At 64.5% G+C, this 14,591-nt stretch carries 12 protein-coding genes; 9 read left to right on the top strand and 3 right to left on the bottom strand.

The genetic code is table 11. From position 1 onward, the window contains the following. Positions 1-90: 90 nt before the first annotated feature. The 9 genes from MRBLMS1_RS00880 (at position 91) to MRBLMS1_RS00840 (ending at position 11,239) form a co-directional block, all read left to right on the top strand. Positions 91-264, top strand: a complete 174-nt coding sequence (locus MRBLMS1_RS00880; RefSeq protein WP_175444522.1) for a hypothetical protein — start codon at positions 91-93, stop codon at positions 262-264. 61 nt (positions 265-325) lie between these two features. Beyond that, complete coding sequence (locus MRBLMS1_RS00875) at positions 326-808, top strand: DUF3617 domain-containing protein (RefSeq protein ID WP_485877200.1); 483 nt, start codon at positions 326-328, stop codon at positions 806-808. Positions 809-942: 134 nt separating this feature from the next. Then, the gene (locus MRBLMS1_RS00870) at positions 943-1,449 is read left to right on the top strand and encodes a sigma-70 family RNA polymerase sigma factor (protein WP_223278723.1); all 507 of its coding nucleotides are present in this window, start codon (positions 943-945) and stop codon (positions 1,447-1,449) included. Positions 1,450-1,451: 2 nt separating this feature from the next. After that, positions 1,452-2,414 (top strand): FecR domain-containing protein, encoded by a 963-nt coding sequence (locus MRBLMS1_RS00865; RefSeq protein WP_485877198.1) that lies wholly within the window; start codon positions 1,452-1,454, stop codon positions 2,412-2,414. 385 nt (positions 2,415-2,799) lie between these two features. Continuing rightward, positions 2,800-5,259: a TonB-dependent siderophore receptor gene (locus MRBLMS1_RS00860; protein ID WP_485877196.1), complete on the top strand. Its 2,460-nt coding sequence runs from the start codon at positions 2,800-2,802 to the stop codon at positions 5,257-5,259. Positions 5,260-5,333: 74 nt separating this feature from the next. After that, positions 5,334-5,702 carry a hypothetical protein gene (locus MRBLMS1_RS00855; protein WP_070302650.1) on the top strand — a complete coding sequence of 123 codons (369 nt, stop codon included), beginning with the start codon at positions 5,334-5,336 and terminating at the stop codon, positions 5,700-5,702. Between the two features lie 16 nt (positions 5,703-5,718). Beyond that, positions 5,719-6,177 (top strand): GNAT family N-acetyltransferase, encoded by a 459-nt coding sequence (locus MRBLMS1_RS00850; RefSeq protein WP_485877193.1) that lies wholly within the window; start codon positions 5,719-5,721, stop codon positions 6,175-6,177. 345 nt (positions 6,178-6,522) lie between these two features. Beyond that, the gene (locus MRBLMS1_RS00845) at positions 6,523-10,230 is read left to right on the top strand and encodes a PAS domain S-box protein (RefSeq protein ID WP_485877191.1); all 3,708 of its coding nucleotides are present in this window, start codon (positions 6,523-6,525) and stop codon (positions 10,228-10,230) included. Between the two features lie 13 nt (positions 10,231-10,243). After that, positions 10,244-11,239, top strand: a complete 996-nt coding sequence (locus MRBLMS1_RS00840; protein WP_485877189.1) for a response regulator — start codon at positions 10,244-10,246, stop codon at positions 11,237-11,239. A gap of 11 nt (positions 11,240-11,250) precedes the next feature. Here the strand turns inward: MRBLMS1_RS00840 and MRBLMS1_RS00835 are convergent, their stop codons facing one another. The 3 genes from MRBLMS1_RS00835 to MRBLMS1_RS00825 form a co-directional block, all read right to left on the bottom strand. Beyond that, entirely contained in the window at positions 11,251-11,931 is a 681-nt protein-coding gene (locus MRBLMS1_RS00835; protein ID WP_128143075.1) for an RES family NAD+ phosphorylase, read from the bottom strand. 6 nt (positions 11,932-11,937) lie between these two features. Next, on the bottom strand, positions 11,938-12,582 hold the full coding sequence (locus MRBLMS1_RS00830) for a hypothetical protein (RefSeq protein WP_223278722.1): 645 nt from the start codon (positions 12,580-12,582) through the stop codon (positions 11,938-11,940). A 124-nt stretch (positions 12,583-12,706) separates the two neighbouring features. Then, on the bottom strand, positions 12,707-14,590 hold the full coding sequence (locus MRBLMS1_RS00825; protein ID WP_485877186.1) for an esterase/lipase family protein: 1,884 nt from the start codon (positions 14,588-14,590) through the stop codon (positions 12,707-12,709). Position 14,591: the final 1 nt, after the last annotated feature.

The following is a 14,591-nucleotide window of genomic DNA, read 5'->3' as shown; positions in this document are numbered from 1 at the left end:
ACCGCAAGGCAGATTCCCAATCTGCCATTGCGGTGGCCGCATTTCCGTGTCAGCATGGATTTCCTGCCTTCCAGGGCGCCTCCGGAATTCATGATGACTGCATACTTGCCTGCCTTGATCTGGTCGCTGTCGGCCTTCGCCTGCCTCTTCATCGCCAAACGCCGCTCCTTACGAATAACGGCCATCCGTGCCATCCTGGTGACTTTCCTGGGTCCGTTTGCCATTCCCTTCGCGCTGGCGGCAAAGCCCGGGATGTACGGCTAAGCGTGTGGCCTGCGCGCATTCCTCTTTGCTATATTCAAACTTTTAGCTAAAAGGAATGCCCATGAAGCGCAGCGCCACCTTGCTCCTGATGACTATTTTCCCCCTGTGCGCGGCCACGTTCGCTTCGGCGGCCGAGCCTGTTCAGCGTTTGCAGCGCGCCACGGGGCTGTGGAAGGTGACGCCTGCCACCTCGCCATTTTCCTGGGAAATCTGCGTCGACCACGCGCGCGACCGCCTGATCGACGACGACCTGTGGTCCGGCTTCGAGCAGGAGTGCAAGATCGAGTCGCAAAGCCGCCAGGGCGACAGTTTCCAATTCGCGTCCAGCTGCCCGGACGCCAGGCTGGCTGGCACCTTCAAGGGCGATCTGGCCAAGGCATATACCCTGAGCGCCGACACCACCGTGCAAGTCAATGGCAAGAGCGAAGTGCAGCGCACGGAACTGGCGGCCGTATTCCAGGGTGCTTGTCCGGCGGGTCTGGCGCCGGGCGCGAAGAAAATGCGCGGCGGCATGGTGATGAAGAGCTTGTATACCGACCGCTAGAAGAGCGCAGCCACGCTGAAACAACAGTTTCCAGGGGTAGGCAGGCGCCGGCATTGACGCCAGCGGCAATGATTTGTGATAATGAGAATTATTATCAATTAGCCGCGCCTTGCCTTGCGCGCATCGGAGTCCCAGTGAACATTGCGCAGTCCAGCGAGTCGATAGCCGGTATCTACAGCCACCATCATGGCTGGCTGATGCGCTGGCTGCGCGCCAAGCTGCAGTGCGCCGACCATGCGGCCGACCTGGCGCACGATACCTTCGTGCGCCTGCTGATGGCGCCGCCCGAGAACCGGCAAACCTTGCGCGAACCGCGCGCCTACCTGACCACCGTGGCGCAGCGGCTGCTGATCGACCATTACCGGCGCCTGTCGCTGGAGCAGGCCTGGCTGGAAACGCTGGCGCAGCAGCCTGAATTGCTGATGCAGTCGCCGGAAGAGCGGCTGCTCGTGCGCGAAACCCTGCAACGCATCGATGCCATGCTCGACGGCTTGCCGCCGCTCGTGCGCAGCGCCTTCCTGCTGGCGCATGTCGACGGCCTCGGCTACGGGGAAATTGCCAGGCGCCTGGCCGTGAGCGAGCGCAGCATCAAGCGCTATATGGTGCAGGCGTTCGAGCGCTGCATTCTGTTGATCCTGTGAACGTGGCCATCGATCCTCGCGCGGCCCGGGCGGCGGCGCAATGGCTGGTGCGCCTGCACGGGGGCGCTTTGACTTCCGACGAGCAGCAAGCGTTCCAGGCCTGGCGCGCCAGCGATCCCGCACATGAAGCGGCGTGGCAGCGGGCCGAGCTGGTGTGCAGCACCCTGGCCAGCGTGCCGCCCGCGCTGCGCCAGACGGCGGACGCGGCGCCGCATTCGCCGCAGCGGCGCGCCGTGCTCTACGGCCTGGCCGGGCTGATCGCGGCCGGGCCGGCACTGTGGCTGGCCAGCCAGTCGGCACCGTGGCAAGCGTGGCGTGCCGGCATCCGCACGGCCAGGGGCGAAATCCGCCACATGACATTACCCGACGGCACGCAACTGGTGCTCAATACGGACACGGCCATCGACGTGCGCTTTGACGGCGCGGCGCGGCTGGTCTTGCTGCATGCGGGGGAAATCCACGTCGCCACGGCGCACGATGCAGCCGTGCCGGCGCGCCCGTTCTTCGTGCGCAGCATCAATGGCGCCGTGCGCGCGCTGGGCACGCATTTCAGCGTGCGCCACCTTGGCAGCGTGCTGGCGCCGCGCACGCAGGTCAGCGTCAGCGAGGGTGCGGTCGAGATCCAACCCGGCGAAGCTCCTGACGCCTTGTGCAGGATCGATGCGGGCCGACAGGGCTGTTTCGATGGCCGTGCTGTTTCTGCCTTGACGCCGCTTTCACCCCATGCGGATGCCTGGCTGCAGGGCGTGCTGATCGCCGAGCGCATGCCGCTGGGCGAGGTACTGGAACAGGTGGCGCGTTACCGTTACGGCGTGCTGCGCTGCGATCCCGCGCTGGCAGCCATGCCCGTGGACGGCATCTTCCAGTTGAACGACCCGGACAATATCCTTCTCCTGCTGCAGCGCTCCTTGCCGATCCGGCTGGCGCGCCGCACGCGTTACTGGGTCAGTGTCGAGGCGGCTTGAGCTAGTCGGCTGACGAATGCCAGGGCTTGTAGGTCGGCTTGGCCCGCAGGGCGTAAGCCGACAGGCAATGCGGGCTGGCCTTGTCGGCTTACGCGTGGCTACGCCCCGCTAAGCCGACCTACGGTTTGTGCGGATATGGCAGCTTGGCTGGTTGGCGTGCTTGTGTAGGTCGGCTTAGTCCGCAGGGCGTAAGCCGACAGGCAACGTTGGCTGGCCTTGTCGGCTTACGCGTGGCTGCGCCCCGCCAAGCCGACAAGCGCCACTATTTACAGTTTCCCTGTCCCTTTTTCCGGATTGCTTCGTCATACAAGGTAGAGAACGAACAATCCGAACCATCGAAAGGGTCCACATGGCTTTGCAGCACCGTAACTTTACCGCAGCACGCATGACGCTCCATCCCACCACCGGCGCCGTGCGCGCCGCGCTGGTCCTGCTCCTCGCCGTGGGCGCGGCCGGCGCCAGCTTGCCGCACATGGCGGTGGCGGCCGAGCCCAGCCCGGCCGCCACCGTGCGCGACTATCATATTCCCGCCGGCAGCTTGCGCAGCGCATTGGCCACGTTTGCCATCGCTGCGGGGATCAACCTGTCCACGCAGGGCGTGATGCTCGACGGGCTGGCGACGCCGGGTTTGCAAGGCAGCCATGGGGTTACGGCCGGCTTGCAAAAACTGCTGCAGGGCAGCGCCCTGGAAGCGATAGACGGCGGCAACGGCAATTACCTGCTGCGCAAGATCAATACCAATACGGCCGATGGCGGCCTGGCCAGCATGCCCGCCGTCGTCGTCAGTGCGGAGGCGGACCGCGCCACGGAAGGCACGGGGCTGTATACGGCCCGTAATATGTCGACGGCCACGGGGCTGAATTTGTCGCAGCGCCACACGCCGCAAACGGTCAGCGTCATTTCGCGCCAGCAAATGGAAGATTTCGATCTGACCACCTTGCAGGACGTGGCGCGCGCCACGCCTGGCATCTATGGCAAGACGCAAGGCGTGTCCGACCAGGAAACCACGTATTTCGCGCGCGGCTTTGCCTTGAGCCACGTCAACGTCGATGGCTTGCCGCTGGACGTCACGGGTTTTAACGAGCGCAACGTCTCGGCCGACATGCTGATGTACGACAGGGTGGAAGTGGTGCGCGGCGCCACGGGCTTGATGGAAGGGGCGGGCGCGCCGTCGGGCAGCATCAACATGATACGCAAGCGCCCCACGGCCACGCCCTTGCTGAACGCTTCCGTTCACCTGGGCAGCTGGAAGGACAAGCAATTGACGGTCGACGCCAGCAATGCGCTGAATGCCTCGGGCAGCGTACGCGGCAGGGTAGCGGCCAGCTGGCGCGACAGCGACAGCTTCGTCGACGTGGTCAACAACAAGAACAGCACCGTGTATGCGATCGTCGAGGCGGACTTGACGCCGTCGACTACGGCCGGCATCGGCTTTTCGCGCCAGCACAGCCGCACGGACGGCGTGTTCGTCGGCTTGCCGACCATGCTTGACGGCCGTCACATGGACTTGCCCCGCTCGACCTTCCTGAACAATGCCGACTCGTTCCAGAAACGCGACAACAACGTCGTCTTCGCCGACCTGGAAACAAAGCTGGAGCAGGGCTGGCGCAGCCGCTTCGCCATCACGCGCATCGACGCTTCTTCCAGCACGCGCAATACCACCAATAGCCGCATCGATGGCGAAATATACAAGCTGAGCCAGTCGGAAACGGGCTGGAAGTACAACACGGAGCAAGTCGTGGCCGACTGGCGCCTGAGCGGCCCCGTCACCTGGTTCGGCCGCCAGCACGACGTGATCGTCGGTGCCAGCTACCGCCATGACGATTCGGACGCGGGCCAGAGCTGGGAAGGCGCCGGGACGCGCGTGATCGATATCCGCCAGTGGAATCCCTACGCCTACCCGATGCGCGGCGCGACGTTCGAGCCCTACAACTGGGGCCGCAAGACGGACGAGAAGGGCGTTTATGCGGCAGGCAACTTCAGCCTGGCCGATCCGCTGCGCCTGGTGCTGGGCGGGCGCTTCGGCTGGTATGCGCAAGATGTCACGGGCTGGTATTCCACCAACCCCGCCTGGCGCCGCGGCCTGACGGAAAACGCGAAATTCACGCCGTACGCAGGCCTCGTCTACGATGTGGACCGGCATCACTCCGTGTATGCGAGCGGCACGCAGATTTTCGAGCCGCAAAGTTCGCTGGATGTGCGCGGCAACACCTTGCCGCCGTTGAGCGGCACCAACCTGGAGGTGGGCGTCAAGGGCGAGTATTTCGGCGGCCGGCTCAATGCCAGCGGCGCGCTGTTCCGTATCAAGCAGAATAATCGTGCCATGGCCGATGAGCTCAACTGTCCCACGGGCGGCGCCATCTACTGCGCCCGCGCGGCCGGGCAGGTGCGGAGCGAAGGCATCGATCTGCAATTGTCGGGCTCGCCATTGCCGGGCTGGCAAATCGCGGGCGGCTACACCTATGTACTGGCCAAGTACACCAAGGACAGCGTGGCCGCCAACATCGGCCAGCGCATCGCCACGGACGAACCGAAGCAGCTGTTCAAGTTGATGACGAACATCCAGCTGGGCGGCAGTCTGGCGCAATGGAATGTGGGCGCCTCCGTGTATGCGCAAGACAAGATTGAGCGCCGTGACACGGCTTACCTGACGCGGCAGGGCGGCTACGCCATCGTCGGGCTGACGGCCGGCTACCGCATCAGCGAGCAGCTGCAGCTGCGCCTGAATATCGACAACGTGCTCGACCGCCGCTACTACCAGGCGCTTGGCTATGCGTGGTCGGGCGGGCTGGAGCGTTACGGCGCGCCGCGCAGCGTGCTGCTGTCCTTGCACTACAAGATGTAGCCGTTGCGCCAGCAGAGCGCGTCCCTTGCGGCGCCTCTGCTACACTGCCGCCGTCTTTATCTTTTCACTCTGCCATGACCGCTACTCCTGTCCTCACACCCCTGAAAAGCGCTTTCCAGCAATCGCGCACCGAGAATAACATCGAGCTGATCCTGCCCGAACTGCTGGCTGCCCAATTGCACGTCGTTATTGGCGGGCAGAGCGAGCAGATCGACCTGTTCCTCGTGCCGTCGCCCAATCCCGAGCGCCAGTGCGTGACGGTGGCGGAAGACCTGGCCTTCCTGGCCGGCATCGCGTTTCCGAAGATTCCCGTGACGGGCGCGCAACTGGTCGCCTCGATTCCCGCCGAGATCGAAATCGTCATCCTGCATGGCGATGGCGCCAATTATTTGACGCGCGAGCAACTGGCATGGTTCCGCCGCATGCTGGGGCAGAACGCCTGAGCGGATTGAAAAAAGCATGGCCGTCAACGCTGCCTTGACCCTGCGTCCCGTGTGCGCGGCCAACGCCGAGGCCGTCATCGGGCTGCCGCTGCATGCGGCGCAACGCGATTTTATTGCCAGCAATGCCGAGTCGCTGGCGCTGGCCGCCAGTCACGCCAACATGCGCCCGCGTGCCATCTATGCCGGCGATGAACTGATCGGCTTTGCCATGTATGCGCTGCCGGGCAGTGTGGGGCGGCAGGATACGTACGTGCTGTACCGCCTGATGATCGCGGCGCCTTGGCAGGGCCAGGGATTTGCCCGCGCGGCCCTGGCCCTGCTGCTGGCCGAGATGCGCGCGCGCGGCGCGGGCAGGGTGGTGCTCTACTATGTGCCGGCCAACGCGCGTGCCCGGCAACTATATGCGCAGTCCGGTTTCGTCGAAACAGGGCTCGACGGCGATGGCGAGATGATGGCCGAGCGCTTGCTTTCCTGAGCTGTGGCATCGAGGCTGCAGAATATGTTTGTTTTGGCAACTGTATTGCTGAAGTCCTATGAATATTTTCGTAAAGCAACTATACTCATGGCTCTTTAAAAAATCATCGTCACGCTGGCGGCCAGACATCCGCGCCAGAGTTCGTACGCATTCCGCCTGTTCTCTCTGAACGGGCACCTTTCCCCCGCGCGGCAGGCGCGGGCGTGATGACCGAGCCTTGCCCTGGTCGACTGCTACCGTTGTCATTTCCGCTGTATTGCCGCTTTAGTAAAAAGCCCGGCGACGGCGCGCGGTGTGCCGTCATGTTTTGCTACGTTAGGTTTCACTCTCTTATGCCACGACAGTATGCTTAGTTCCATCTTTGCCGTATCGACCGATACCATGCAGTACATCTATGGCACGCACAATGCGTGGCTGGTGCTGTTTTCCATCGGTATCGCCATCTTTGCCTCGTTCATGGCCCTGCAGATCGCCGGCATGGCGCGCAGCAGCGAGCGCGGCTTTCAGCGCCAGACGGCCATCATCACGGGCGCCATCGCGCTGGGCGGCGGCATCTGGTCGATGCACTTCATCGGCATGCTGGCCTTCGATATCTGCACACGCGTGTCCTTCGACCCTGGCCTGACCCTGCTGTCGATGCTGCCCGGCATGGCCGCTTCGTGGGTGGCGCTGCACTTGCTGGCGCGTCCGAGCATCAACTGGCGGCAACTGATGGTGGGCGGCGTGCTCGTCGGCGTGGGCATCGGCTCCATGCATTACAGCGGCATGGCCGCCATGCAGACGTCGCTGGCCTTGCGCTACGAGCCCTGGCTGTTCGCCCTGTCGCTGCTGGTGGCCGTCACCTTGGCCATGCTGGCGCTGTGGGTGCGCTTCGGCCTGAGCGCCATGCGCCAGCGCCTGAGCCCCCTGACCTCCTTGCTGCTCAGCAGCGTGGTGATGGGCCTGGCCATTTCCGGAATGCACTACACAGGCATGCTGGCCGCGCGTTTTTCCGGCACGCCCACGGCAGGCGAGAACACGATTACGGTGCAAGCCTCGTTCGTGGCCCTGGCCGTGGCCCTGATCACCGTCACCCTGACCGTCTTCGTGGCGGCCGCGAACGGCTTGCTGCGCTACCGCCAGCTGCTGCGCCACGCCAGCGTCAGCGAATCGCGCCTGCGCGCCATCGTCGATACGGCGGCCGATGGCTTGATCACCATCGATGGCCAGGGCAAGGTGCGCTCCTTCAATCCCGCCGCGGAAAGCCTGTTCGGCTGGCGCGAAGCGGAAATCGTGGGGCGCGACGCCAGCGTGCTGCTGCAGCCGGCCGACGCGGCCGAATACGAGGGCTATCTGCGCGACTACCTGGAAACGGGCGCCTCGCGCATCCTCGACAGCGGACGCGAACTCGATGGCCGCCACAAGGATGGCGCCGTGCTGCCCATGCGCGTGGCGATCGGCAAGATCGATACGCCGGGCCAGCCCCTGTTCGTGGCGTTTGTCACGGACATGCGCTCGTCGCGCAGCATGGAGCAGGCGCTCAAGGACAGCGAGCGCCAGTACCGCACCCTGATCCGCAATATCCCCGGCGTGTCCTTCCACTGCAGCTTCGCGCCCGAATGGAAGATGATTTTCATCAGCGACGCCGTCTTCAATCTGACGGGCTGGCTGCCGCAGGACTTCGCCGAAGGGCGGGTCAGGCTGTTCGACCTTGTGCACCCGGACGACCGCCAGCGCGTCAACGACACCTGCGTGCAGGCGGCCGGCGAACGGCGCGATTTCGAGAACGTCTACCGCATGATCCACCGCGACGGGCGCGAGCGCTGGGTGCGCGAAAGCAGCGGCCCCGTGCTCGATAACGACGGCGTGGTGCGCTGGATCGACGGCGTCATTCTCGACATCACGGAAAGCGAATTGCGCAACGCCGAATACGAGGGCAAGGTGACGGCGATCTCGCGCGCGACGGCCGTCGCGGAGTTCGACCTGCAGGGACGCATCCTGGCTGCCAACCAGAACTTCCTCGACCTGGTCGGCTACCAGCTCGACGACGTGCTGGGCCTGCACCACAGCATCTTCTGCGAGCCGGGCTACGTGACCTCGCCCGACTACAGCGTGTTCTGGCAGCAGCTGGCGCAGGGTGAATTCAATACGGGCGAGTACAAGCGCATCGGCAAGCATGGCAAGGAAGTGTGGATACAGGCTTCGTACAACCCGATCTTCAACACGGACGGCAAGCCGTTCAAGGTGGTCAAGCTGGCCACCGACGTGAGCGAGCGGCGCGCCATGCAGGAAAACCTGCGCGCGGCGAAAGACCGCGCCGAGCTGGCCGCCGAATCGAAGACCAGCTTCCTGGCCAACATGAGCCATGAAATCCGCACGCCGATGAACGCCATCATCGGCTTTACGGAAGTGCTGCTGGGCACAGCCCTGGACAGCCTGCAGCGCCGCCACCTGGGCACGGTGCGCCAGTCGGCCCGTTCGCTGCTCGAGCTGCTGAACGACATCCTCGACATGGCCAAGCTGGAAAAAGGCGCGACCGAGCTGGAACTGGTGGACTTTTCGCTGCCGGACCTGGTCGACCACGTGGCCGCGTCCCTGCGCATCACGGCGCATGCGCGCGACCTGGTGCTGCATGTCGATGTCGATCCCGGCATGGGCCAGTTCTTCCTGGGCGATGCGCGCCGGGTGCAGCAGGTGCTGACGAATTTGATCGGCAACGCCGTCAAGTTCACGGAAGTGGGCCATGTGCGCGTGGCCGTCGGCATGCAGGGCGAGCAGGTGCATATCGCCGTGCACGACACGGGCATCGGCATTCCGGCCGACCGCCTGGACAAAATCTTCGCTCCATTCACGCAAGCCGATTCCTCGATGAGCCGCCGCTTTGGCGGCACGGGCCTGGGTACGACGATTTCGCTGCAGCTGGTCGAACTGATGGGAGGTACCATCACGGTGGAAAGCACCCTGGGCGTGGGCAGCGTGTTTCACGTGCTGCTGCCGCTGGCGCCGGGCAAGGCCGTGTCGCGCCGCAGCGAGCAGCCCGTGGTGGCCTTGCCGCCGCTGCGCATCCTGGCGGCCGACGACGTGCCGCAGAACGTGGAGCTGCTCCTGATCAGCCTGGGCGCGGCCGGCCACCAGGTGATCGCCGCCAGCGATGGCGAGAGCGCCGTGCGCGAGTTCAGCAAGGGCAGCTTCGACGTCGTCCTGATGGACGTGCAGATGCCGCGCATGGATGGCCTGGAAGCGACGCGTCTGATCCGTGTGTACGAGCGCGAGCAGGGTTTGAAAGCGACGCCCATCATCGCGCTGACGGCCAGCGTGCTGGAACAGGACCGGCGCGCCGCGCAGACGGCCGGCATGAACGGCTTTGCCTCGAAACCGCTGGAAATGCACAAGCTGACGGCGGAAATCGCCCGCCTGCTCGATATCGCCGTGTCCATGCCGCCGCCGGCGTCCGGCGCGGCGGCGCGTGCTGCCGCGGGCCAGGTCGACTGGCAGCGCGGCATCGCCCTGTGGGGCGGCCGCGAAGCCTTGCAGCGGGCGATTGGCCGCTTCGTGCAGGCCAATGGCGACTGCGCCGCCATGCTGGCGGCCGAACTGGAACGGGGCGGCAGCAGCGTGGCGGGCCATTTGCTGCACCGTATCAAGGGCGCTGCGGGCAATCTGTGCCTGGTGCAGGTCGAAAGCCTGCTGGGCCGCATCGAACAGGCGATCGCGCGCCAGCTGCCGGCGACTGAATTGCTGGTGCAGCTGGCCGCCGCCTTCATGGCGCTGGCCGGCGAGCTGGAAGAATCGGGCATGCCGGCCGTGGCCGTGGGTACGCCGGCTGCCGGCGCGCCACTCGATGCCGACGCCGCCGGTGCCTTGCTGCGGCAAGCCATCGCCAGCCTGGAAGGCGGGCAGCTGGACGACGCCCTGATGGCGCAGATCGCCGCCATGCTGGCGCCGCACGGCCAGCAGCAGCGACTGCAGGTGCTGGCCAGCGCCATCGACGACTTTGAATTTGCGCGCGCCGCGGACGTGCTGCGCCAGCTGCTGGCGTGGCTGGAAACGCCTATGCCTGCCGACCTTTCCTGATATTGGGCTAACGATGACCTTACACGAAGACAAACCGATCCTGCTGCTGGTCGACGACGAAGCGACGAATCTGCAGGTGCTGCGCCAGATCCTGCAGGACGATTACCGCCTGCTGTACGCCAAGGATGGCGAGAAGGCGTTGGAGCTGGCGCAGAACAACCCTGTCGAACTGATCCTGCTCGACATCATGATGCCCGCCATGACGGGCTATGAAGTGTGCCGCCAGCTCAAAGCCATGCCGGCCACCGCGCCCATTCCCGTCATTTTCGTCACCGCCCTGTGCGACGTGAAGGACGAGGCGGACGGTTTTGATGCGGGCGCCGTCGATTACATCACCAAGCCGGTCAGCCCGCCCATCGTGCGCGCCCGCGTGCGCACGCACCTGTCGCTGGTGGACGCCGAGGAATTGCGCCGCTCGCGCCTGCAGGTGATCCAGACCCTGGGCCAGGCGGCCGAATACAAGGATAACGAGACGGGCATGCACGTCATCCGCATGAGCTATTACGCGCGCCAGCTGGCGCTGGCGGCCGGCTACAGCGCGGGCAGGGCGGAAGACCTGCTCAATGCGGCGCCCATGCACGACGTGGGCAAGATCGGCATCCCCGACGCCATCCTGCAAAAACCCGGAAAGCTTGATGCGGACGAATGGCAAGTCATGCGCCGCCACGCGGAAATCGGCGCGGCCATCATCGGCGAGCACGCGAGCGGCTTGCTGAAAATGGCGCGCACCATCGCCCTGACGCACCACGAAAAATGGGATGGAAGCGGCTATCCGCAAGGTTTGAAGGGCGAGGAAATCCCGCACGAAGGCCGCATCGTCGCCATCGCCGACGTCTTCGACGCCCTTACCAGCGAGCGCCCGTACAAGCGCGCCTGGACGATCGACGAAGCCGTCGCCACCATGCAGCGCGACAGCGGCACGCACTTCGACCCGGACTTGCTGGCGCTGTTCATCGAGCAGCTGCCGGCCATGCTGGAGATCAAGGACAAGTGGCGCGAGCCGGTGTAGGGAATCTCAGGTCAGGGCGGATTCACGCGCAGACGATCGGCGAGCAAGCGTGCATATGCTTCAGTGGCGCCGAATTGCATGTGTGAGCATGCCATGTTGGTTTCCAGTGCTGTCATATGGCGGGACGATATCGCATAAGCCAGTTTGCCGGGCTGGCGGCGCGACGGGTACACGAAGCCGTGAATCGGACTATTTTCCTGCGCAATGATCTGGTCAAGCTGCCAGCCCAGCCATTGGCACCAGCCGTGATCGGGGCTGTGCAATTGATCATAAATGCCCAGCCGGCTGGCGGCCATCCCGGTCAGGTCGAACAATTGCAACGGGGCGCTGAAGGACAAGGTTGCGATCAGCGCTTGTTGCGCAGCGTGCGCGATATAAAAAGTGCCGGGGCGTGTGACGTCGTTGCGGCAAAGCTGGGCTTCCCAGGCAGCCGTGCAGGTATCTTCCGCAATATATACCCAGTGATAGGGGAAGCCGTTGGCGTTGGCCAGATCGGCAGGCGGGCCGAAGCGGTAGGTCCGTTCGACCTTCGCCGGCCAGATGGATGCCACGTTCCACGCTGCGCGTACCAGGGCCTGGCCGGCTGGAAAAGTGACGACATTGCGCAATAATTCAGCGCGCAGCGATGCCAGCGCCGGCAGGCGCGTGGCCATTTCAGGTGGAATCGGTGTTTCTTCCAGTTCAAGTTTCATGCAAGGCTAGCCCGTGATGTCGGCCATGCCCCTATGCTGCCACTTCGCTGCCGCAAGCACCTTGCGCAATCTCTCGCTTGCGGGCAGGTCCAGCAGCGCCTGCTGGCTGGAATGGACTTCGGTCCGCGTCTCGAACGATTTGCCTGCAAGCATCTCTGCTGGCGACAGTTCGTTGAGTTCGTCTGCACTGCTGATCCAGAAGGCATGGATTTCACTGCTGGGCTGGCCGGCAAGGATCGCCAGTACCGGTGCGATCAGTTCCGGCACGGGCTGGATAAATTGCCACGCCGGAAATTCCTTGCCGATACTACGCCCCTTGGGTGTCACGCAATAAAACCGCTGGCTTTCCACCGCGCGATACAGCGACGCCTGTGACAGTTCCACCCATCCTTGTCCGATCACATCGGACACCTTGAGTTTTGACACGGGAAGCTGGACTGGAGCGAGCGGTGGCGGGGTGACCAAAGAGGCGCGCGCCTGCTGGAGCGCGCGCGTGGCCAGGTCGATCAGGCGCAGGCGCTCGGGCCCTTGTGCCAGTATGTCGAGCTGTGCGCTCACGAGGCGCGAGAATTGTTCCACCACCCGCAGGTCGCTATCCGTTAATGCCTGAAGCTCGGGCGCCAGAGTATCGTGATGCAGATGCACTGTCATGATGATTCCTTTGCAGTAGCGCAGTAAAGAACATCATATACAAGATTATCATGTTTCGCAACTTTATCATGTGCTGTAACTTTCTTATCCAGCGATAATCCATGCGCAAAGAATGCCAATTGCCTTAGGGCAGGGTATCAGGCATGCGCAAAATCCGCCGTATCTCCAGAATCGCCTGCGGGCTTTCTTGCACGCTGTGCCACGAGGGGATGACTTTTTCCGACTGTGCGCCGTCGAGGTGGGCGCTGGCGTAGGGCACGACGCCGTCGCTCGATTCCGCCAGCGGCAGGTCCGGCGTGTCGTTGCCCATGATGGAGTAGTAGCGCACGTTCGGGCTGATGGGCAGGTCGGCCACCAGGCGCACGAACGGGTCCTTGTCGCTGAGGTTATCGATGCTGTTGGGGATGCGCAGCGGTTCGCTGCTGCCCGTGTCGAGCTGCGCCAGGCTGCCGGCCGCGTCGGACAACTGGTCGAGCATGGTGATGGGCAGCGTGACGAGGTTGGCGATCCAGCGCGCCACCTTGTGGTTGGCGAACGATGTGCCGCGATGCGGCGCGGCGATGAAGATGGCGCGGTTCACCTGCGGCATGGCCGTGAAATTGAGGTAGGGCGCCAGTCCCGCGCGCACTTTTTCCGCCTTCTTGCCCTTCAAATTATATTCTTCCGTGATGGCGTCGAGCAGCGTGTTGCTGGCGTCGGAGACCATCAAACGCGCCAGCACGCCGCCCATGCTGTGGCCGATCAAGACCATGTCGTTCGCGGCCGTCGCCTTGGCGGCAGGGTCGAACTGCGCCAGGGTCGCGTTCAGCGCTTTGCGGATGGCGGCGTTGTTGGCGGCCAGCGGCGCATTGCTCGGGTAGTACACCTGCCAGATCTGGTAGCGGCGGCGCAGCTGCTCGTCGCCCATCAGTTCATTCGCCACGTTGATCCACGCTTCAGGGCTGCTGGCCAGGCCGTGCAGCATGACGATGGTGCGCTTGTTCGGGTCATAGGGTTGCATCAGGTGCACCTGCGGGCGCGAAATGCCGTCGGCGCTGCCGAACAGAGTGCGCAGCGCCTGCACGCCAAAGCCGGAACGGGCCAGCCACAGGCCGTAGCCGGCCGTGAAATTGGCCGCCACGGGCAGTTCCTGGCCCGCCATGCGCGTCGATTCGCTGCGCGTCGGGTCGACCAGCATCACCAGCAGCTGCTGTGTGGCCAGTACCTCCTGCAGGCTGTTGCCGTCGAAGCGGATCAGCGCCGTGACGACGGGAAAACGCGTCTCCTGGTACGGCACGTACTCGCCTTTCGACGCCCGGGGCTTGGGCATGACGGCCACCAGGTCGGCGCCGAAGCCGTCGCGCCGGTACACATTGCGCAGGCCGGAAAACGACAGCGAGGTGGCCGGCAGCAGTTCGTCGGGCAGGGTCCCGTCATCGGGCAGGCGCAGGGCCGACAATTCGCTGTCGATCTGCCAGCCGGCGACGCGGATCACATTGCCGTCAGGGCGGTATTCGCCGCGGTGGCGGAACAGATTGCCGACGGCCTTTTGCACGGCATAGTTATAGTAGTCGCGGATTTGCGTCTGGCGTTCCTCGAAGGCGCGCTGGCCCGGCGTGCGCGTCGTGTAGAACAGGTAGGCATACGCGTAGCGGGCCGATTCGAGCCAGGCGGCCAGCGTTTCGGCGCTAGGATGGCCACCCTGTTTTTCTTCCGCCAGCGCGCTTTCCAGCCACAATTCGGACAGGGTCGCCAGGCGCTGCTCGTCGCTGAGCAGTTCGGAGCGGGCCAGGTCGGCGCGGCAGCTGCCCGTATTGGCTTCGCAGGCGGCGATGTCGCTGCCGATGATGCGCAGCACCTCGCTGGCCGAGGCGCTGAGTTTGCCCGTGGTAAGAATGTCGCCGCGCCGCTGCTGCAGGTAGTCGGCCGGCGAAATGGAGCTGACGGTGACGGCGGCGCAGCCGCTCAGCAGCGCCGCCGCGCACAGCAGGGCGCCCAGGCGCAGGCGCCGCATCAGCGTGGCCCGCATG

Source organism: Massilia sp. LMS1-1-1.1 (assembly GCF_040815535.1).
In the GTDB taxonomy this organism is placed as follows: Bacteria; Pseudomonadota; Gammaproteobacteria; order Burkholderiales; family Burkholderiaceae_D; genus Janthinobacterium; species Janthinobacterium aestuarii.
Note: the sequence above shows the minus strand (reverse complement) of the source record. Positions and strands in the feature narration are given on the sequence as shown.

What these genes read in the sequence shown, in the direction of transcription:
- MRBLMS1_RS00875 (WP_485877200.1), top strand. Translation starts at nt 326, where the DNA reads ATGAAGCGCAGCGCCACCTTGCTCCTGATGACTATTTTCCCCCTGTGC.
- MRBLMS1_RS00825 (WP_485877186.1), bottom strand. Translation starts at nt 14,590, where the DNA reads ATGCGGGCCACGCTGATGCGGCGCCTGCGCCTGGGCGCCCTGCTGTGC.
- MRBLMS1_RS00850 (WP_485877193.1), top strand. Translation starts at nt 5,719, where the DNA reads ATGGCCGTCAACGCTGCCTTGACCCTGCGTCCCGTGTGCGCGGCCAAC.
- MRBLMS1_RS00835 (WP_128143075.1), bottom strand. Translation starts at nt 11,931, where the DNA reads ATGAAACTTGAACTGGAAGAAACACCGATTCCACCTGAAATGGCCACG.
- MRBLMS1_RS00880 (WP_175444522.1), top strand. Translation starts at nt 91, where the DNA reads ATGATGACTGCATACTTGCCTGCCTTGATCTGGTCGCTGTCGGCCTTC.
- MRBLMS1_RS00830 (WP_223278722.1), bottom strand. Translation starts at nt 12,582, where the DNA reads ATGACAGTGCATCTGCATCACGATACTCTGGCGCCCGAGCTTCAGGCA.
- MRBLMS1_RS00840 (WP_485877189.1), top strand. Translation starts at nt 10,244, where the DNA reads ATGACCTTACACGAAGACAAACCGATCCTGCTGCTGGTCGACGACGAA.
- MRBLMS1_RS00855 (WP_070302650.1), top strand. Translation starts at nt 5,334, where the DNA reads ATGACCGCTACTCCTGTCCTCACACCCCTGAAAAGCGCTTTCCAGCAA.
- MRBLMS1_RS00860 (WP_485877196.1), top strand. Translation starts at nt 2,800, where the DNA reads ATGACGCTCCATCCCACCACCGGCGCCGTGCGCGCCGCGCTGGTCCTG.
- MRBLMS1_RS00845 (WP_485877191.1), top strand. Translation starts at nt 6,523, where the DNA reads ATGCTTAGTTCCATCTTTGCCGTATCGACCGATACCATGCAGTACATC.